16 protein-coding genes and 1 tRNA gene are annotated in these 20,086 nt (G+C 64.4%); 11 read left to right on the top strand and 6 right to left on the bottom strand.

Going from position 1 to position 20,086, the window contains the following annotated elements:
- Positions 1-499: 499 nt before the first annotated feature.
- The 4 genes from EK23_RS03800 to EK23_RS03785 form a co-directional block, all read right to left on the bottom strand.
- Positions 500-575 (bottom strand) — tRNA-Thr (locus tag EK23_RS03800).
- Between the two features lie 49 nt (positions 576-624).
- The gene (gene thiO / locus EK23_RS03795; protein ID WP_045223850.1) at positions 625-1,734 is read right to left on the bottom strand and encodes a glycine oxidase ThiO; all 1,110 of its coding nucleotides are present in this window, start codon (positions 1,732-1,734) and stop codon (positions 625-627) included.
- Positions 1,735-1,852: 118 nt separating this feature from the next.
- On the bottom strand, positions 1,853-4,534 hold the full coding sequence (locus EK23_RS03790) for a UPF0182 family protein (protein WP_097990831.1): 2,682 nt from the start codon (positions 4,532-4,534) through the stop codon (positions 1,853-1,855).
- Between the two features lie 150 nt (positions 4,535-4,684).
- The gene (locus tag EK23_RS03785) at positions 4,685-5,920 is read right to left on the bottom strand and encodes a multifunctional CCA addition/repair protein (protein ID WP_045224014.1); all 1,236 of its coding nucleotides are present in this window, start codon (positions 5,918-5,920) and stop codon (positions 4,685-4,687) included.
- A gap of 77 nt (positions 5,921-5,997) precedes the next feature.
- Here EK23_RS03785 and EK23_RS03780 point away from each other — a divergent pair, with 77 nt between their 5' ends.
- Together EK23_RS03780 and EK23_RS03775 are read left to right on the top strand one after the other, a co-directional pair.
- Positions 5,998-6,804, top strand: coding sequence for a sulfite exporter TauE/SafE family protein (locus tag EK23_RS03780; RefSeq protein ID WP_045223849.1), 807 nt, complete (start codon positions 5,998-6,000; stop codon positions 6,802-6,804).
- A gap of 30 nt (positions 6,805-6,834) precedes the next feature.
- Entirely contained in the window at positions 6,835-7,116 is a 282-nt protein-coding gene (locus EK23_RS03775; protein WP_045223848.1) for an Rdx family protein, read from the top strand.
- 5 nt (positions 7,117-7,121) lie between these two features.
- Here EK23_RS03775 and EK23_RS03770 read toward each other — a convergent pair whose 3' ends face one another.
- Positions 7,122-7,367 (bottom strand): hypothetical protein, encoded by a 246-nt coding sequence (locus tag EK23_RS03770; protein WP_045223847.1) that lies wholly within the window; start codon positions 7,365-7,367, stop codon positions 7,122-7,124.
- 282 nt (positions 7,368-7,649) lie between these two features.
- Here EK23_RS03770 and EK23_RS03765 point away from each other — a divergent pair, with 282 nt between their 5' ends.
- From EK23_RS03765 to minE, 4 genes are all read left to right on the top strand, one after another.
- Positions 7,650-8,270 carry a class I SAM-dependent methyltransferase gene (locus EK23_RS03765; protein ID WP_045223846.1) on the top strand — a complete coding sequence of 207 codons (621 nt, stop codon included), beginning with the start codon at positions 7,650-7,652 and terminating at the stop codon, positions 8,268-8,270.
- Positions 8,271-8,361: 91 nt separating this feature from the next.
- Positions 8,362-9,099, top strand: coding sequence for a septum site-determining protein MinC (gene minC / locus EK23_RS03760; RefSeq protein WP_045223845.1), 738 nt, complete (start codon positions 8,362-8,364; stop codon positions 9,097-9,099).
- Between the two features lie 25 nt (positions 9,100-9,124).
- The gene (minD, locus tag EK23_RS03755) at positions 9,125-9,934 is read left to right on the top strand and encodes a septum site-determining protein MinD (protein WP_045224013.1); all 810 of its coding nucleotides are present in this window, start codon (positions 9,125-9,127) and stop codon (positions 9,932-9,934) included.
- 1 nt (position 9,935) lies between these two features.
- Positions 9,936-10,217, top strand: coding sequence for a cell division topological specificity factor MinE (gene minE, locus EK23_RS03750; RefSeq protein WP_045223844.1), 282 nt, complete (start codon positions 9,936-9,938; stop codon positions 10,215-10,217).
- 146 nt (positions 10,218-10,363) lie between these two features.
- Here the strand turns inward: minE and EK23_RS03745 are convergent, their stop codons facing one another.
- A complete protein-coding gene (locus EK23_RS03745) occupies positions 10,364-10,870 on the bottom strand; it encodes a SixA phosphatase family protein (RefSeq protein ID WP_045223843.1) in 507 nt (168 codons plus the stop codon).
- 383 nt (positions 10,871-11,253) lie between these two features.
- Between EK23_RS03745 and EK23_RS03740 the strand changes: the two genes are divergently transcribed.
- The 5 genes from EK23_RS03740 to putA all read left to right on the top strand — a co-directional run bounded on the left by EK23_RS03740 (position 11,254) and on the right by putA (position 20,081).
- Positions 11,254-12,822, top strand: a complete 1,569-nt coding sequence (locus tag EK23_RS03740) for an OpgD/OpgG family glucan biosynthesis protein (RefSeq protein WP_235281894.1) — start codon at positions 11,254-11,256, stop codon at positions 12,820-12,822.
- Positions 12,807-13,310, top strand: coding sequence for a hypothetical protein (locus tag EK23_RS03735; RefSeq protein ID WP_052807893.1), 504 nt, complete (start codon positions 12,807-12,809; stop codon positions 13,308-13,310). Before EK23_RS03740 ends, EK23_RS03735 begins: the two co-directional genes overlap by 16 nt.
- A 17-nt stretch (positions 13,311-13,327) precedes the next feature.
- Positions 13,328-15,397 (top strand): glucans biosynthesis glucosyltransferase MdoH, encoded by a 2,070-nt coding sequence (gene mdoH / locus EK23_RS03730; RefSeq protein ID WP_045223842.1) that lies wholly within the window; start codon positions 13,328-13,330, stop codon positions 15,395-15,397.
- Between the two features lie 58 nt (positions 15,398-15,455).
- Entirely contained in the window at positions 15,456-16,844 is a 1,389-nt protein-coding gene (ppnN, locus tag EK23_RS03725) for a nucleotide 5'-monophosphate nucleosidase PpnN (protein ID WP_045223841.1), read from the top strand.
- Positions 16,845-16,955: 111 nt separating this feature from the next.
- A complete protein-coding gene (gene putA, locus EK23_RS03720) occupies positions 16,956-20,081 on the top strand; it encodes a bifunctional proline dehydrogenase/L-glutamate gamma-semialdehyde dehydrogenase PutA (RefSeq protein ID WP_045223840.1) in 3,126 nt (1,041 codons plus the stop codon).
- Positions 20,082-20,086 lie beyond the last annotated feature (5 nt).

The raw sequence follows: 20,086 nt of genomic DNA, 5'->3' as shown, positions 1-20,086 counted from the left end.
CGACAATGAGATTGTCTTTCGGTGCGTTGGAGGCGGCGGTGTGGTTGGACGAGCAGGTTACGACCACATCGGCTTAGTTATTGGCGAATGCCCGATCCACCTTCACCGTCATGTCGGCGATATAGCTGCGACAAGGCGTGGCTCGGAAGCGGTTGCGAAGGCGAGAAAACAGGTTCTCGGCGATGAAACTGCCGGATTGATCAGCTTGCTGCGCTCGCCCGTGGGAATTTCCTCAAGTTGGTGCCCTCCGGCATCGTCGAAAATCACATTCACTCGGTGCGCCATATTTGTCCCCCAATCCGGAAGCAATGACTACACAGATCCGCCGCGCCAGCATCAACCTAAAGCCGAAGGGCGACCTAGGCATTGAATGGGTCGAAGAACCGACGGACTGCGTTGTCGATCTCTCGTGGCGGCTACCGTAAAGGCTCCGTAGCACGCGCATCCTAACCCCGCCCAAAACAAAAAAGCCCTGCATTGCTGCAAGGCTTTGAATTTGTGGAGCCGGTGAGCGGATTCGAACCGCTGACCCACACATTACGAATGTGTTGCTCTACCGACTGAGCTACACCGGCTTTAGGGCCGCCTATTATAGTCAAGCCATCTCGGAGGCTACAAGAAAAATCAGCGCGCGCCCACGCGGTAGGGCTCGGCGGCCACGCAGGGCTCACGCCCGAGCATGAGGTCGGCCAGGAGTCTGGCGGAGGCTGGAGCCAGGGCGAAGCCATTGCGGAATTGTCCGCAGTTGAAGTACAGGTTGGTTTTTTCCGGGTGCCGGCCGATGCTGGGAATACCTTCGGGGGAACCGGGCCGCAGTCCTGCCCAGTGCTTTTCGACCGGATAGGCGGTCAGTGCCGGCAAGAGCCCATGGGCAAATGCGATCAGGGCGTCGCGGGCTTCATCCGTCGTGCTTTTGTCGAAGCCCGTATGCTCGACGGTGCTGCCCACCAGGATGCGGCCATCCCGGCGCGGAATCAGGTAGCGACCATGGTGGAGGACGATGTGCCGTATCAGGCCCGGTTTGGCGGCGAAAACCAGCATCTGGCCTTTCACGGGTTCGATCGGTGGCAACTGCCCCAATCCCGGCTCCACCAGGGGCGACCAGGCACCCGAGGCAATCAGGTAGTTTTGTGCCGTGAACCGCTGGGTGCGGGTGCGGACAGCCCCGATCCGGTCCGGCAGTTGTACCAGCCCCACCACTTCCTGGTGCTCAATCAGCCGGACGCCGCGCCTGACCAGGTCCTCGCGCAGCGCCGCCAGCAGTCTGGGGTTGCGCACTTGGGCAATGTCAGGCAGGTGTATGCCGCCAAAGTCGCTTGTCGGGCCCAGGCGCGGTTCCAGGCTTTGCAATTCACCCCGGGCGATCCGCTCATGGCGGACAGCCTGTCGTTCGCACCAGGCGACAGCCTCTTCGGCGTCCTCCGGATTGCTGATGACCAGCCCGGATGGAATCCATTCGGGATCGATGCGCGTGGATTCGCTGAGTTCTGCGGTTAGCCCCGGATACGCCCGTTGGCTCCAGCGGCTCAGGGTGGTTATGGCTTCGGGTGCGCGCCAGGGATAGAGGGGGGACAGGATGCCGCCGCCGGCCCAGGACGATTCCTGGCCGATGGCCTGGCGTTCTAGCACCGTGACGCTGGCACCGGTGCCGGCCAGCTCGCGCGCGCACAGGAGCCCAATGACCCCGCCGCCGACGACGAGTACGTCCGAACTCAGAGAGGCGCGTTGATCCATGACGATGATCGATGCATGTGCTTTCGTCGAATGTCGGGCAAAATGCCAACAGGCTGCTTCGCAGCAGAGGCGCTGCGGTGTGTTGCTTGCTGCCGGCTGGCTCTGTGCAGGCGGTGCCCTAGGGCATGGGGCTCAGGGACGGCTGTTTTTCCGGGGCGGGCTGTGGTGCAGGCTTGGCACCTGCGGGTATCGCCGGGATGGGCCCCTGTATGGCCTTGATACGTGCTTCAAGTTTGTTCACGGCTTCTTCCAGCGAGGTTTCCATCACCACGATGTTACCCATGGAGAGGATCACCCGGGTCAATTCGGGAATCTTTATGTTGCCCGTCGACACGAGGTAGATGGGCTGCACGTAGAGCAGGGAGCGCCCGATGGGCAGCAGGATGATGCGGCCGCGCAGCACGTGCGAGCCACGCTGGTCCCATAGGGAGAACAGGCGGGCAATTTCGGGGTCTTGATCGATCAGTGCGCTGACCTGTGAGGGGCCGTCCACCTGAACTTCGCGGCTGAACTTGTAGACGACGATCTCCTCCTTGAAGCCGCTGCCGTCGGCGCCAAACTTCTGATTGCCGGCAACCGCCAGCGCGCTGAGGTTGCTGCGCCCGACAGGGGTCATGGGATTGAGCAGGACGAAATCCTGCAGTTCATCCGCGCCAACCAGCAGGGTGGTCAGATAGTAGGGCTCCACCGGCTTGTCGTTCACCTTGGCGAAGTCCCAGGTTTCCGCCTGCTGGTAGAACAGCGCCGGGTCGGTTTGATGGTATTTGGCGTACACGCCCATCTTGATGCTCAGGATATCGCGCGGGTAGCGCAGTTGCTCCCGCAGCAAGGGCGGCATTTCGCGGATGTCCTTGAACAGGCCCGGATAGGCGTTGCGGTAGCCCTGGATGATGGGATCTTCGGGGTCGGCGATGTAGTAGTCGGTGGAGCCGCCGAAGGCGTCGACCACGATTTTGACCGAGTTGCGGATGTAGTTGAACTCCGTCGGTTTCTCATCGCCGCGGAACTTGAACTTGGTTGACTTGGAGACCGGATACCAGTTGGATGTGGTATAGGCGTCCTGGATCCAGTACATGCGCTTGGGGGTGACCACGATGTACGGGTCGCCGTCCAGGGACAGATACGGCGTCAGCGTCTTGATGCGTTCGGTGATGTTGCGGCGGAACAGCACCTTGCTGTTGCCGTCGATGTTCACCGAGAAGAACAGCTTCTCGTCGCGGAAATAGATCGCCGTGATCAGCTTGCGGAACAGGGATGAAATCTGGACGCCGTCCTTGCCGGTGTAATTCTGGCTGGATTCCATGTCGAAGCTGGAAATATCGACGATCTTCAGCTTGTTGGGCACCACCGCATACTGGAGGTTCTCCGTGCCGAAATAGATGTCCGGCTTCTCGACGGAAAAGCCCACGTCCGACTGCAGGTTGAGGTCCCGCAGGAACCACTGCATGGGCTGGTCGCCGCTTTGCGAAGCGGGCGTGATCACCGCGCCGTAACCGTGGGTATAGCGCAAATGGGTGTTCTCCCAGTTCTGGGCTTCCCGCGGGAGCTTGTCGATGTTGATTTCGCGGGCCGCCAGGTTCACCTGTTCGGTGACGCCCTTGATCTCGTAGCGCGCCACGTCAACGTCCGTGAAGTTGTAGTAAGGCCGGATGCCCTGCAGCTGCTGGTACACATCGTCCAGGAACCCGGGGTCCCAGATGGGAATGTTGTGCAGGTGCTCGCGCACGTGGGGATCGATGGTTTCAGGAGACCACTCCGCCGTGACATTGAGCGTCCGGATCCGATTCAGGTCATAGGCCGACTGGGTTGCCTCGATATTGTTGGCCATGAATTCCCTTTCGACCTTGACCGGGTTGGGCTTGACCACGAAACGGTCGAGAATTTCGGGAATGTGCTCGAAATGGCGCAGGCCCAGCGCGAGGAAGAACAACACCACGCAGGCGATCAGTCCACGCAGGCCGCGCCCGATCTCCACATAGGTGATGCCGCAGACGGCGCCGCCGATCACGGTGAGGGCGGACACCCAGATCAGGGGCAGGAAATAGCGCATCTCCACGAAGCCCGGGCCGAAGAAGATCGGCTCGTGCTTGGACAGATAAAGCAGGTCGTCGCGCTCGAGGATGTAGCCCCAGGCCATGATCAGTGCCGTGATCATGATGAGGCCGCCCAGATGCAGCTTGGCGCCCACCGGCCATTCGCGCCGCTCGGCCGGCACCAGATGGTGTTCGATCCAGTAGAGGATGGTGATGGCGATGATCAGGATGATCGAAGTGACCAGCAACACGGACTGGACGATTTCGAATATGGGCAACCGCATCAGGTAGAAGCTGATGTCGTGTCCGAAATAGGGGTCCAGCACGTTGGAGTCTGGACCGAAGGCGAACAGCAAGGCGTCTTCCCAGTGCTGGTAAAACGGCGCTGCGACCATGATCGCCAAAATCAGCGAGAGCGGCGTGTAGACTTGCAGGGAGCCGGTCTGGAACATGCGCAGCAGGTTCAGGGAGCGGGTCCCCGTGGCGCTGCGGGACATGGCGGCGAAGTCGTCCTGATCAACCCCCAGGTAGCGCGAGGCCGCCCAGAAGTTCAGGAAGAAGATCAGGAAGAAGAAGATGGTGACGCTGCCGGACAGGATGTAGCGGTATAACACCCGCAGCCAGAAATAGCCGCCGTAGTCCAGTGAGCTGAACCACCAGAAGTCCATCAGGAAGTGGGTCAACGAGATGCCCGCGACGACACCGAGTAAGAGCAGGCCGATCAGGACCGCGGCGGTGATCGTCAGCAGGCGTTTCCAGTTTCCCATGGCTTCCTCTTCGGTTTTTCTCGATTATTGGATGATGGGGCGCAGCGCGTACTGGATCGAGTCAACCCAGGCGGGCTGCTGCTTCCGCGCGGGAATGATACCGCGTCTGGGCGCAATCCCATAGCGGGCCCCGGCCAGCCGGATGCGTGTTCAAGGGCCGCTTCCGGCCCTGCAAACCTGGCTGCGCACCGCGTGGATGCGCGCTTCCCGCATCGCCTGACCCAGTGCCGTTCCGCTCAGGCCCTGGCGCAGGAAGGGTTCCGCGTCGACGCTCAGGGCCGCCTCGCGCGCCCGTCGCAGGTGGTCCGCCTGCGGATATTCACGCGCCTCCAGGCCGGTCCGACCGCGAGCGTCGGCCTCGCAGGCACAGAGGAAGGCCTCCAAATCGTGCTGGGGGCGGAGGGCATTGAGGCGCTGCAGCAGGTCCACCAGGGTGGAAGGCCGAAGCTCCAGGGCGCGGTGGCACAGGCCGTGATACTGCATGACCTGGCTGGCCAGTCGCCGGTAGTCCTTGGGTGCCTTGAGGCGCTCGCAGAGGGCATCGAGGGGCGCCAGGCCGCGCTTCTCGTGGCCGTGGTGGCGGGGCCAGGACTCGGGCGGCGTCAGCGCCTTGCCCAGGTCGTGCACCAGGGCGGCGAAACGGACGCGGGGGGAGGGGCTGAGCCGGGTTGCCTGCTCCAGCACCAGCAGGGTGTGGACGCCGGTGTCGATCTCAGGGTGCGGCCCCGGCGGCTGCGGCACGCCGAACAAGGCCTCCAGTTCCGGAAACAAATGCGGCATCGCGCCGGCCTCCCGCAGTACCTCAAAAAAAGCGGTCGGCGTGCGTTCGCCCAGCGCCTTGACCAGTTCAGCCCAAACCCGTTCCGCCACCAGGGCATCGACTTCGCCCGATTCGGCCATGGCGCGCATCAGTTCAAGGGTTTCATGCGCGACGCTGAAACCCAGGTGGGCATAGCGCGCCGCGAAACGCGCCACGCGCAGGACCCGCACCGGGTCTTCGGCGAAGGCGGGCGAGACGTGCCGCAACAGCCGTTGCTCCAGGTCGCGCTGGCCGCCGTAGGGGTCGATGATCGCGTCCTCCGAATCCAGCGCCATGGCGTTGATGGTCAGGTCGCGGCGCATCAGGTCCTGCTCCAGGGTCACCGCCGGCAGGGCATCCACGTCGAAGCCGCGGTAACCCGGGGCGGTCTTGCGCTCGGTGCGCGCCAAGGCATACTCCTCGCGGGTTTCGGGATGGAGGAAAACCGGGAAATCGCGACCCACCGAGCGATACCCCAGTTGCTGCATCTGCTCGGGCGTGGACCCGACCACCACCCAATCGCGCTCCTTGACCGGCAAGCCGAGCAATCGGTCGCGTACCGCCCCGCCCACAAGAAATATCTGCATGGCTTCGTTGAAACGCCCGCTGCTTTCAATTACCGTGAAGGCGCCGTGACGCGCCGCGGTGCCCAAAGTCTTTCGTCATGCTGCAAACCCTCGTGCTCTATCTCGGCTTCGGCTGCCTGGCAGGCCTCTTGTCGGGCCTTTTCGGGATCGGCGGCGGCATCGTGATCGTGCCGTTCCTGATGTGGCAACTGGCGCGCGAAGGGTTTCCGGGCGATCTGATCCCGATCACCGCGATCGCCACGTCGCTGGCCACCATCGTGGTGACCTCGATCTCGTCGGTATACGCTCACCACCGCCGCGGCGCCGTGCGCTGGCCTCTGGCGATGCGCATTGCGCCCGGCATCCTGGCCGGCACGGTGCTCGGTTCGGTGCTGGCCGACCATCTGCCGGTGATCGTGCTCAAACTCAGTTTCGCCCTGTTCCTGCTGGCCGTGGCCACACGCATGCTGGTAACGAACGATGGCGGCGCGGTGCCCCCCTGGCGTCTCGGGGTTTTGCGGATGACGGTCGCGGGGGCGGCGATCGGCATGCTTTCGGCCATTGTAGGCATCGGCGGCGGCACCTTGAGCGTGCCCCTGTTCGCCCGTCTGGGCTTCAACATGCGCGAGGCAGTGGCCACCTCCAGTGCCTGTGGTTTTCCCATCGCCGTGGCGGGCTCGGCGAGCTACATCCTGCTCGGCTGGCAGCAGCCGGCCCTGCCCGCGGGCAGCCTGGGTTACGTGTATCTGCCGGCCCTGGCCGGAATCGTCGTCAGTTCGGTGCTGCTGGCACCGCTGGGTGCGCGCCTGGCCCACCGGCTGCCCACCGGACACCTCAAAAAACTGTTTGCCTTGGCAATCCTCGTCATCGGCGGCAGAATGCTGTGGCTGGCCCTGAGCGCCTAGCAGACCATCTCACCTGCGCCGCGACCCCGCATGACTGACATGCCCCGCATCGAAATCGAATACTGCACCCAATGCCGCTGGCTGCTGCGGGCGGCCTGGCTGGCCCAGGAGCTGCTAACCACTTTTGAGCAGGAATTGGGAGGTGTGGCCCTGGTTCCGGGCACCGGAGGGGTATTTGAAATTCGTTGTGGCAGCCTGTCCCTGTGGTCGCGCAAGCAGGAGGGACGCTTCCCGGAAGCCAAGGAACTCAAGCAGCGCGTCCGGGACGCCATCGCTCCCGACAAGCCCCTCGGCCACAGCGACCGGCCTTGAGCCGCTCAGGCGAAGAAGCTGCGCACCGCCGCTTCGATCATCGTCCACGGCATGATCAAGGGCTTCTTCCGGATGTGGATGGCCAGGGTGTCGCCATCGATGCGGTAGGCTCCCTCGATCCCGCGTCCATTGAAGTGTCCGGTCTCGTGGTCGCCGGTCAAGTGCACGCCGTTGGCTCTGGCCGTTTCCTTGGCTCGGGGAAGGAACACGTCGGGGGTCTGTGACAGCCGGACTTCGAGGAACTTGCTCATACCGCACTCAAATCGTTGTTGCTGAAGGGGCCAGCCGAGCCGGCAACAGCATTTTAATCCAGATTGAAGCATGCGGAACAGAGCTATCCGAGCAGCGCTATCGGGCGACTGTCTTTGACGCGGACCAGCACGGTATAATCCCCTAAGTGTACCAAGGGAGCGACCCGTTCCCGCGCAGGTCGCGAAGCGAACTCCTGCGGCTTGTCTGCCCTCCGGGGCGGTTGCGAAGCCGACAGACGCGGGTCCGCGGCGGCAAGTCTTCCCCAAGAGAGACAGGAATCAATGCAGATCGAAGCTATTTTGAAGTCGTATGCACGTTATGCGCCGGTCTATGACCATACCTTTGGCTGGTTGCTCAGTTTCCGGGGACGCTCCCTGGCCGCCGGGTTGACCAACAAGCAGCCCGGCAAGATCCTCGAGGTGGGGGTCGGCACGGGCATCAGTCTCTCCTTCTACCGCCGTGAACATCAGGTGCACGGCATCGATATTTCGCCGCACATGCTGGAGCGTGCCCACCGGCGCGTGCGCACCAAACGGCTCGGGCACGTGACGCAACTCGAGATCATGGATGCCCGCAAGTTGCACTACCCGGACGAGCATTTCGATGCCGTGGTGGCGGCCTACGTCATGTCCGTGGTGCCGGAGCCCGAGAAGGTCATCAAGGAGATCGAGCGGGTGTGCAAGCCCGGTGGCGACGTCATCATCGTTAACCACTTCGTGGCCGAGCGCGGATTTCGCCGGCGCTTCGAATCCATGCTGGCGCCCCTCTCCAGCAAGCTGGGCTGGCGGCCCGACATGGCGCTGCAGGAGATTCTCGCACACACCTCCCTGCACGAGGTCGAACGCCGCAGCTTGCCGCCGCTGGGACTGTTCACCATGCTGCACCTGCGCAAGGGGCAATGAGCCCGGCGCGTGGCGCCGGCCGGCCGGAGAGGGCTACGCCGCCCCGGCGCGATACGGAAAATCACTGCACCACTGGAAGGAGAATCCCTGAATGAGCGCAGCCCCTCCCGGCCCTGAAGCGTCTGGACCGCTTTTCGAGATCAAGGGCGGTTCCATCAGTCTGCCCGTGCTCAAGCTGTTGAGCTGCGACGTGGCGGCGGTCGCCGTGCAACTCGGCGCCAAGGTGCGCCAGGCACCCGAGTTCTTCCGGCATGCGCCGGTGGCCATCGATCTCCACGAGCTTCCTCCGGAAGGCGAGATCCCGGATTTTCTGCAGCTGGTGCAGGCGCTCAGGACCTGCGGACTGGTTCCGGTGGGCGTGCGCGGGGGCGGTCCGGCGCTTCAGGGGGCGGCCCAGGAGGCGGAGCTGGCGGTGCTGGCGGATACGAAGACCGACCACGCCCATCCCGCGCCCAAGCCAGCGCCAGCGCCCAAGGCGCCTCCCGCGCCGGCACCCGGCAGCCTGCCAGGCAAGCTGATCGAACAGCCGGTGCGCTCGGGGCAGCGAATCTACGCGCCGGGCGGCGACCTGGTGGTGCTGGCGCCGGTCAGCGCCGGTGCCGAAATCATGGCCGACGGCAATATCCACGTCTACAACGCGCTGCGGGGACGGGCCCTGGCCGGTGTCCAGGGCAACCTGGAGGCGCGCATCTTCTGCATGGACCTGGATGCCGAGCTGATCGCCATCGGCGGCCACTACAAGATCAGCGAGCATCTGGACGACTCGGTCCGCAACAAGCCCGTGCAGATCTATTTCCGCGACAATTCCCTGATCATCGAAGATCTCTGATTCATCAACCTTGGAGGGCAAGAATTTGGCACGCATCATCGTAGTAACGTCTGGCAAGGGAGGCGTGGGCAAAACCACCACCAGCGCCGCCATCGCCATGGGGCTGGCACAGTCGGGGCATCGCACGGCGGTGATCGACTTCGACGTGGGCCTGCGCAACCTGGACCTGATCATGGGCTGCGAGCGACGGGTGGTTTACGACTTCGTCAATGTCATCAACGGCGAGGCCACCCTGAACCAGGCGCTGATCAAGGACAAGCGTTCCGAGAATCTGTTCATCCTGCCCGCCTCACAGACCCGCGACAAGGACTCCCTCACCGTGGAGGGCGTGGGCAAGGTACTGGACGAGCTTTCCCAGACCTACGATTACATCGTCTGCGACTCGCCCGCCGGCATCGAGCGCGGCGCCACCCTGGCCATGTATTTCGCCGATGACGCCATCGTCGTGACCAACCCGGAAGTGTCTTCGGTGCGCGACTCCGACCGCATGCTGGGTATTCTGGCCAGCAAGTCGCGGCGGGCCGAGACCGGTGCCGAGCCGATCAAGGAATATCTTTTGCTGACCCGCTACTCGCCGCAACGTGTGAAGCTCGGGGAAATGCTCAGCGTGGACGATGTACAGGAGATCCTGTCGCTGCATCTGCTGGGGGTGATCCCCGAGTCCAAGGCCGTGCTGACAGCCTCCAACTCCGGCGCGCCGGTGATCCTGGACGACAAGAGCGATGCCGGCCAGGCATATCGCGACGTGGTGAAGCGCTACCTGGGCGACGAAGTGCCGCACCGCTTCGTCAATGGAGAGAAGAAGGGTTTCCTCGCCCGCCTGTTCGGAGGTTGACATGGGACTACTCGACTATTTCCGCGGCACCCGCCAGCCGACCGCCGCCATCGCGAAGGAGCGCCTGCAGATTCTGGTGGCGCACGAACGGGCCGAGCGCAGCAAGCCGGATTACCTGCCCATGCTGCAGAAGGAATTGCTGGAGGTCATTCGCAAGTATGTCAACGTGGAGTCCGACGCCATTTCCGTGACCATGGAGCAGGACGAAAACCGCGAGATTCTGGAACTGAATATCGTGCTGCCCGAGGAGGGCGGCGAACCCAAGCGCGCCCGGCGCGTCTGAGCGCAGAGGCTGTGAAAAATCGTAACGAGCGGCCCAAGGGCAAGGGGCCCGGAGCACAGGAACCGCTTTGTACATGGGGTGCATGAGGAAACCGAGCGCCGCGCGACGCAGCAATCGGGACGCGCCCTAGATTTTTTCACAAGCTCTCAGGCCGGCGGGCGGCTCTCGCGTTCCGGCCTGAGCAACAGAGCCAGGCGTCCCTGCGTTGCGGTGCATTCGCGCCAGCTTGCGCAGGGAAACTCCAGCACGGCGATGCCGCAGGTGGGGATGTCGGCCAGGCCTGCGTCGGTCAACCTTATAGCCAGATCGGTGAGATCCGGGTTATGTCCCACCAGGTAGACCCGCGTGGCCTGCTCGTCCAGGCCTTGAATCAGGGCGAGCAGGCTGTCGACGCCGCCCATGTAGACTTCTTCCCGTATCGTGATCCGGTTTCGATCGTGGCCTACGGCCTTCGCGATCTTGCGTGCGGTTTTAATGGCGCGTACGGCGGGACTCGACACGATCAAATCCGGGAGCAGCGCCGCGTCGCTTAACTGTCTCCCCATGACCGGGGCGTCTCGCTTGCCGCGTTTGTTCAGTGGTCGCTCGCGGTCGCGCAGGCTGGTGTCTTTCCAGCTGGATTTGGCGTGGCGTATCAGTATTAGCGTCTTCATGGCGGGCGTTCCCGAACAGGTTCTGCAGCCCGCCCTCCGGCAGGTTGTCGGCTTTGGCCGACAATACAGGAAGTCGGGCGTCCATTGTATACTAAGGTCCAAATCACATTATTTTTACAAGGCAATTGGGCGGGAACGGGTCTGTGTGCCCGGTCGGCGGAAACCGGAACTGAACCTGGCCGGGCGCGGGATGGCCGGTTTCCTGGCAGGGCAGACCTTCGGTGTGTCAAGCATACCGTGACTACCCGATGCGAACCCGGCCCGCCTGGCGTTCCCTGCGGCTGCCACGCCGAAGCGCGCCATCGCCGGCCTTCCCTGAGGGGCTTGTTCTATCGGCTCCCCCAGCAACGTATAATCCAATCCTTTCCAAGGACCGCGTGATTGTGAGCAAACGAATTCGCTTAATCTGGCTGCTGTTACCCCTGCTACTCGGACTGACCGGCGCCGAAGCCCTGGGGGCCAAGGCCACCGAAGTGCCCGCGGCGACGCCGGCCCCTGCCGCCAAGCCCTTCGAGTTCGCCGATGTGGAGCAGCGGGCCAGGGATCTGGCCGCCAAGCCCTACGCGCGCGATGACAGCGGCATGCCGGAGTTTCTTGGCCTGCTCGATTACGATCAATACCGCGACATTCGCTACAAGCCGGACAAGGCTCTGTGGAAGGATGAGGGCTTGCCCTTCCGTCTGCAGTTGTTTCACCGTGGTTTCATGTTCAAGGACCGGGTCCAGATCAACGTGGTCGACCAGGGCGTCGCCACCCGGCTGGCCTATTCGCCGGAACTGTTCGACTTCGGCAAGAACACCTTGCCCAGCACGCCGCCCTCGGACCTCGGTTTCGCCGGTCTGCGCTTTCACTACCCGCTACGCCGGGACGACGTGTTCGACGAGATCACCGTCTTCCTGGGCGCCAGCTATTTCCGCGCCGTCGGCCTGGGCCAGGCCTACGGATTATCGGCCCGCGGCCTGGCGGTGGACACCGGCCTGCCCAAGGCCGAGGAGTTCCCCATCTTCCGCGAGTTCTGGATCGAGAAGCCGGCCAAGGACGCCACGACCCTGGTGGTCCATGCCCTGCTTGACAGCAGCAGCGTCACCGGAGCCTACCGTTTCGTCATCCACCCCGGGCTGGACCTGACCATGGAGGTCAGCAGCCATATCTTCTTCCGCAAGGCGGTGGAGCGCCTCGGCATGGCGCCGCTGACCAGCATGTTCTACCACGGCGAGAATACGGACCGCTTCATGGACGATTTCCGCCCCGAGGTGCACGACTCCGACGGCCTGCTCATGGGACGCAGCAATGGCGAATGGGTCTGGCGTCCGCTGAACAATCCCAAGCACCTGCGCATCAGCGTGTTCAAGGACAACAATCCGGCAGGCTTCGGCCTGATGACCCGCGACCGCCAATACGACCATTACCAGGATTTGGAGGCCCGCTACCACGAGCGGCCCAGCGCCTGGGTGGAAGCCTTGGGCGACTGGGGCCCCGGTTCCATCTATCTGATCGAGATTCCCAGCGACGCCGAGAAATACGACAACATCGTGGCCTTCTGGATGCCCGATATCGCTACCGGCGAGGGCAAGGACTACCAGTTCCAGTACCGCTTGCACTTCTCCCGCGAAGACCCGCGCGCTTCGGGGCTCGGCAAGCCGGTCGCCACCCGGGTGGGCGCCAGCATCGGCGACGCGCTGAACCCGCAGAGCCGCAAGTTCGTGGTGGACTTCGGGAGCCCGGCGCTGAAATTGTACGGTGACCAGGCCAAGATCGAGGCGGACGTCAGCGCATCCTCGGGTCGCATCAGCAACACCGTGGTGCACAAGAACGATATCGATGGCACGTGGCGGCTGAGTTTCGACCTAGCTCCTGAGAAGGACAAGGATCCGGTGGAACTGCGTGCGGTGCTCAAACTGAACGGCGAAATTCTGACCGAAACCTGGGTGTACCAATGGAGCGCGAAGTGACCGAGGCGGTGCTGGCGCCGGAGCACGCGGAGTCGGATTCGGCCGCGCCAACGCCGGGTTTCCCGCCGGTGGTGGAGGCACGGGTGGTTGCTTATCTTGACCGCCTGGGTATCAGGGACCAGGACCTGGTGCGACGCCTCAGCGCCGCCTGTCTACAGCGTGCCAGCCGCCGCGCGGCACCGGGGCAACACGAGGAATTGCTGCGCCGCTCCTTGGAGGAAGCCCAGCGCCGGTTCGACGCCGCCCTGGCGCAATCCCTGAACCTACAGGGCGTCAAACACCTGCACGACCTGGCGGCGGCGCGCGCGGCGCTGCTGCTGGGGGAAGGCGCCATGGCTAGCGACAGTGTCTTGCAGGGGCAAGATGGCGAAGACGCCAAGCTGGCGTCCCTTGCGGCGATCATCCCACAGGCGACGCCCCCGGAAGTGCCCCAGGAAATGCACGAGCAGCCGATTTCCTTCCTTTTCCGCCAGCCGCCGCGCCAGTAAACGGACCCGAGCCGAACATGCCCCCCAGCGCCCCGCCCCTGTCGACGATTCCCCGCACAATTCGGCGGACCCTGTTCTTCACCCTGGTGGTGCTGACCACCCTGGCCGCCATGGTGATGATCACCAGCGCCTTCTTCCAGAACGGACTGTCGCCGCAGGAGGTGGTCCTGCTGGCGCTCTATACCCTGCTGATCCTGTGGGTGAGCACCTCGTTCTGGACTGCCCTCATGGGCTTCTGGGTGATGCTGCGCGGCGGCGACCGCCGCTCCATCAGCCACATGCCGTCGCGGGCGGGTGAAGGCGGCATTGACACGACGCCCCGGCGTACCGCCCTGATCATGCCCATCTACAACGAGGACCCGGTTCGGGTGTTCTCGGGCCTGCGGGCTATCTACCAATCCCTGCTGGACACGGGGCGCGGTGATGAGTTCGAGTTGTTCATCCTCAGCGATACCCGCGACCCGGACACCTGGGTGCAGGAAGAGGTGAACTGGTACCGCATGTGCTGCGACTTCGACGCGCACGGGCGCATCTTCTACCGCAACCGGGAGAAGAACGTCAGTCGCAAGAGCGGCAACATCGAGGACTTCTGCACCCGCTGGGGCGGCCGTTACCGCTACATGATCGTGCTGGACGCCGACAGCCTGATGGGCGGCAACGCCCTGACGCGCATGGTGGACCTGATGGAGTCCCACCCGCGGGTGGCGCTGATCCAGTCACCGCCCCTCCCGGTCAACCACAAGTCGCTGTTCGCGCGGGTGCTGCAGTTCGGCAGCAGCCTCTACAGCGATGTATTCACCGCGGGCAGCGCCTGGTGGCAGATGTCCGACAGCAATTACTGGGGCCACAACGCCATCATCCGCATCCAGCCCTTCATCAAGCACTGCGGCCTGCCCAAGCTGCCGGGCCGCGAGCCTTTCGGGGGCGAGATCCTCAGCCACGACTTCGTGGAAGCCGCACTGCTGCGCAAAGCCGGCTGGGAAGTCTGGCTGGGCTATGACATCAAGGAGAGCTACGAGGAACTGCCGCCCACCCTCATCGACTACGCCAAGCGTGACCGCCGCTGGTGCCAGGGCAATCTGCAGCACCTTGGGCTGATTACGGCGCGCGGCTTTTCCGGCATCAGCCGGCTGCACATGCTGATGGGCATCATGTCCTACGTGTCATCGCCCCTGTGGCTGCTGTTCCTGGTATTCACCGGTTCGGAAGCCTATGTGCAAAGCCAGACAGTGCCGGTCTACTTCTTCGGCGACAACATTTTCCCCGTCTGGCCGGAATCCTACGCGGTGGAGATGACCACCGTTCTTCTGGTCACCCTGGCCATGCTGTTCCTGCCCAAGCTGCTGGGTTTGCTCCTGCTGTTCCTGCGCTGGCGGGATGTGAAGCGCTACGGCGGCTTCTTCCGCGTGATCCTCAGCGTCTTTCTGGAGACCGTGTTCTCCATGTTAACCGCGCCGGTGCTGATGCTCTACCAGAGCAAGTTCGTGGTGTCGATCCTGATGCGCAAGAGCGTCGGCTGGCCGCCGCAGAATCGCGGCGATCACCGCTTGAGCCTCAGGGAAGCGACACTGGCTCATGGCGGCCAGACCCTGGTGGGCATTGCCGCGGGCGTCGCCAGCTACACCTATGTGCCCAGCTTTTTCTGGTGGTTCACCCCCGTGCTGGCCGGCTTGGTTCTGGCTATCCCGGTGTCCATCATGTCCAGCAGCACCAAGCTGGGCGTGCTGACCCGCCGCATGGGCCTGTTCCTCACCCCGGAGGAGTCCAATCCGCCCGAGGTCATCCGCTTGCTGCACGCGAACCTGAAACAACTGGAAGTCGAAAACGAGGCCCGCTTCGGCAGCGACCGGCAGGCCATCGCCGACCCTGGCGTATGCGCCCTGCATTTCGCCCTGTTGCCCAACCGGCCGGTGAAGCGGCGCCATCGCTATGAGCTGAAGGCGCTGATCTACCGCCTGATCGAGGACGGTTACGACAAGCTGTCGCCGGTGGAGATACGCTCCATGGTGGCGGACCCGGAAACCGTCATGCGCCTGCACACCCTGGCCTGGAGCAACGAGCAGGACGCCGGCGGCACGCGCCCGTAAGCGGTCTGCCTGCTTCGCTCGACGCTACAGCCCACTTCAAGTCACCCGCCCAGGATCGATGTCGCACAGGATCAACGCCCATATTCACCCGGAAGGCAGCCTCGAAATCCTTTCCAAGATCGAGATCGCCAAGCTGCTGGACACCAGCGCCAGCGGACTGCACGAGATCTACCGGCTGTGTTCCCTGGCGGTACTCAACTGCGGCAGCGACGTGGACGACGGCCGTGTGGTTCTGGAGCAATACCGCAGCTTCGATGCCCGGGTTCTGCAGCAGGAGCGCGGCATCAAGCTGGAACTGCTGAACGCGCCCAGTTCCGCCTTCGTCGATGGCGAGATGATCCGCGGCATCCGCGAGCACCTGTTCGCCGTGCTGCGGGACATCGTCTATACCAATTCGGAGATCGTCACCAATCCCGCCTTCGATCTGAACCGCTCGGAGGACATCAGCAATGCGGTGTTCCATATCCTGCGCAACGCCGGCTGTCTGATCCCCCAGCGTCCGCCCCGCCTCGTCGTATGCTGGGGCGGACACTCCATCGGCCGCGAGGAATACGAGTACACCAAGGAGGTCGGCCACGAGCTGGGCCTGCGCGGGCTCGACATCTGCACCGGCTGCGGTCCCGGCGCCATGAAGGGGCCGATGAAAGGCGCCACCATCGCCCATGCCAAGCAGCGCATCGGCGACGCCCGCTACATCGGCCTGACCGAGCCCAGCATCATCGCGGCGGAGCCGCCCAATCCCATCGTCAACGAACTGGTGATCCTGCCGGACATCGAAAAGCGGCTGGAAGCCTTCGTGCGGCTGGGGCATGGCATCGTCGTATTCCCGGGGGGCGTGGGCACGGCGGAAGAAATCTTCTACCTGATGGGCTTGCTGCTGCATCCCGAGAACAAATACCTGCCGTTTCCGGTGATCCTCACGGGGCCCGCCAGCTCGGCAGCGTATTTCGGGCTGATCGATACCTTCCTGTGCGAGACCATCGGTCATCAGGTGCGCCAGCACTACCGCATCATCATCGACGATCCCCAAAAAGTGGCCCAGGAGATGGCGGAGGGCATCGAGTCGGTGTGCCAATTCCGCAAGCTCCACCACGACGCCTTTTATTTCAACTGGCTGCTCAAGGTGGAGCGCGCCTTCCAGATGCCCTTCGAGCCTAGTCACGAGAACATGGCCAATCTGGAACTACGCCGTGATCAGCCGCCTCATAGCCTGGCAGCGAACCTGCGGCGCGCCTTCTCCGGCATCGTGGCAGGCAATGTGAAGGCCGAGGGCATACGCGCCATCGAGCAGCACGGTCCCTTCGAGTTGAGGGGCGACAGCGCTATCCTCAAGCGGCTGGACGAATTGCTCGCCGCCTTTGTGGAGCAGGGCCGCATGAAGCTGCCGGGGCACGAATACACGCCGTGCTACCGGTTGAACGGCCAGGCCGCGACAGTCAGCTCCTGAATTCGGGCTCGGCAACCGCCGACGACAAGCGGTCGGGTGGCGCGCGCCGTGTGAATCTCGAACTTCTTCCGCTAGTCCGCGTCTTTATGGTATCGCAGGGCAGGAGGGCGAATGTCGTCACTGGAACAGTTGCGCGCGGAAATCCGTGTCGCCGGTTTGCGCGACGAGGAAAGTGCTTGCGCTGATCTGATTCAGCGAGCGCGGCTGAGCGGCGCGCAGCGCGAAAGGATCGCCACTGTTGCGACCCGCTGGGTCGAGCATATGCGCCGCCAGCACCGCCGCGCCGGGACCCTGGACGCCTTTCTGCACGAATATGCCTTGAGTTCGCCCGAGGGCGTGGCCCTCATGTGCCTGGCCGAGGCGCTTGTGCGCATCCCCGACGACGCAACCGCGGATCGCTTGATCCAGGACCGGCTGGGGACGCCCGATTGGGAAAAGCATCTGGGGCATTCCGACAGCCTGCTGGTCAACGCCTCCACCTGGGCGCTGATGTTCACCGGGCGCTTGCTGGCGCCGGAACAGCAACTGGGGCTGGCGGGAACTCTCACGTCTTTCGCCGCCCGATCCGGCGAGCCGCTGATCCGCGCCGCCCTCAAGCAGGCCATGTACCTGCTGGGGGACGCCTTCATCCTGGGCCGCACGATCGGCGAGGCCCTAAGCCGCGCGGAGCCGGCGGAGGAGCGGGGCTACCGCCATTCCTTCGACATGCTCGGCGAATCCGCCCGCACCGCGGCCGATGCCAGGCGTTACTTCGAAGCCTATCTGTCCGCCGTGCAGGCCATCGGCGCAGTCAGTCGGGGTCGGGACCTGTTCGCGGCGCCAAGCCTGTCCGTCAAGCTCTCGGCCCTGCATCCGCGTTACGAGTTCAGCCAGCGCGAGCGGGTACTGCGCGAACTGCCGCCACGGCTGCTGGATCTGGCGACTTCCGCGCGGGCGTCGGGCATCGGCTTGACCCTGGATGCCGAGGAATCCGACCGGCTGGAATTGTCCTTGGACGTGTTTCAGCGCCTGGCGGCGGCTCTGGAGCTTTCGGGTTGGAACGGCCTGGGGCTGGCGGTACAGGCCTATCAGAAGCGTGCCCTCGCGGTGATCGGCTGGCTGGCCCAACTGGCCCGTGAAACCGGCCGGCGCATTCCCCTGCGCCTGGTGAAAGGCGCCTATTGGGACAGCGAGATCAAGCTGGCCCAGGAACGCGGCCTGGCCGGCTACCCCGTCTTCACCCGCAAGCAGGCGACGGACGCCTCCTATATCGCCTGCGCCAAGCGTCTGCTGGCGGAACCGATGGCCTTCTATCCGGCCTTTGCCACTCACAACGCGCTGACCGCCGCCACCGTGCTGGAGCTGGCGGGCGGCAGCCGGGACTTCGAATTCCAGCGCCTGCACGGCATGGGCGAGGACCTGTACGAGCAGATTGCGCCCCCCGGAACCCTGGGTTTGCCCTGCCGGGTGTACGCCCCGGTGGGCGGGCATGCCGACTTGCTGGCCTACCTCGTGCGGCGGTTGCTGGAAAACGGCGCCAATTCCTCCTTCGTCAATCGGCTCTCCGATGCCCATGTGCCGCTGACGCAACTCCTGGCCGATCCGGTGGAGTCCCTCGCCGCTGCCGAGCCCAAACGGCACCCCCGAATTCCCTTGCCGCGCGATCTATACTCGCCGGACCGCCGCAACAGCGCCGGCCTCGACCTGAACGACGGCCCGACCCTGGCCGCGGTGTCCAAGGCTGCGCGTGGCGGCGTCGTGGTGAACGCCTGTCCCCTGGTGGATGGGTCGGAAAACGCAGGGCAGGGGGCCATCGAGCTCAGGGTGCCGGCGGACCGTGGGCGGGTGCTGGGGAGCGTTGCCGATGCCGGCGTCACCGATATCGAACAGGCCATGTCACGGGCGGCGGCGGCCTTTGCCGGCTGGAGCGCCACGCCGCCTGCGCAGCGCGCCCAAGTGCTGGAGCGGGCCGCCGATGGGCTTGAAGCAAGAACTCCGGAATTCGCCGGGTTGATTGCGCGTGAGGGCGGCAGGACCCTGGCCGATGCGGTGTCCGAGGTTCGCGAGGCGGTGGACTTCCTGCGCTATTACGCCGCCCGTGGCCGGGAACTGTTCGGCGCGCCCTTGACCCTCCCCGGCCCCGCCGGCGAGATCAACACGCTTGCGTGGCACGGGCGCGGCGTCTTCGTCTGCATCAGTCCCTGGAACTTTCCCTTGGCCATCTTCGTTGGCCAGGTCGCCGCGGCCCTCGCGGCGGGCAACACGGTAGCCGCCAAGCCGGCGGAGCAGACGCCGCTGGTGGCCTTCGAAGCCGTCAGGCTGCTGCACGCGGCCGGGGTGCCGGGCGCCGCATTGAACCTGTTGCCGGGCGATGGGACGGTCGGGGCCCAGCTGGTTGCCGATCCGCGCTGCGCTGGCGTGGCTTTCACCGGCTCGGTGGAGGCGGCCCGCCACATTGCCCGCAGCCTGGCGGCCAAGGAGGGGCCCATCGTGCCCCTGATCGCCGAGACCGGGGGAATGAACGCCATGATCGTGGATTCCTCCGCGCTCATCGAACAGGTGGTGCGCGATGTGCTGCGCTCCGCCTTCAACAGCGCCGGCCAGCGCTGTTCGGCCCTGCGCGTGCTGTTCGTGCAGGAGGAGATAGCCGAGGCGCTGATCGCCATGCTGGCGGGTGCCATGCGGGAACTGGCCATCGGTGATCCGGCGGACCCTGCCACGGATATAGGGCCTGTGATCGAGGCGGAGGCATGCCGCGCGCTCGGTGCGCATACGGACTATCTGGATCGCGTGGGCCGCCTGATCCACCGCTGCGCGCTGCCGCCGGCTTGCGCGGCGGGTAGCTACTTCGCGCCTTGTGCTTATGAGATCGACAGGTTGGACCGACTCGACGGGGAGGTGTTCGGCCCGGTGCTGCACCTGATCCGCTGGCGCGGCGAAGACCTGGACGCGGTCATCGACGCGGTGAACGCGACCGGCTACGGACTCACTCTGGGGATACACAGCCGCGTGGGAAGCACCGTGCAGCGCATCCTGAGCCGGGCGCGGGTGGGCAATGCCTACGTTAACCGCAGCATGATCGGCGCCGTGGTCGGGACGCAGCCCTTTGGCGGCGAGGGCCTGTCCGGCACGGGGCCCAAGGCGGGCGGGCCTCATTACTTGCACCGCTTCGCCTTGGAGCGCTGCATCAGCACCGATACCACCGCCGCCGGGGGCAACGCATCCCTGCTTTGCCTGGATGATGGGGCGGCTGCGTGACGTGC

The sequence above is a fragment of the Methyloterricola oryzae genome (genome assembly GCF_000934725.1).
Lineage (GTDB): Bacteria > Pseudomonadota > Gammaproteobacteria > Methylococcales > Methylococcaceae > Methyloterricola > Methyloterricola oryzae.
The sequence above is the reverse complement of the archived record's forward strand: the minus strand, read 5'-3'. Positions and strand labels throughout refer to the sequence as shown.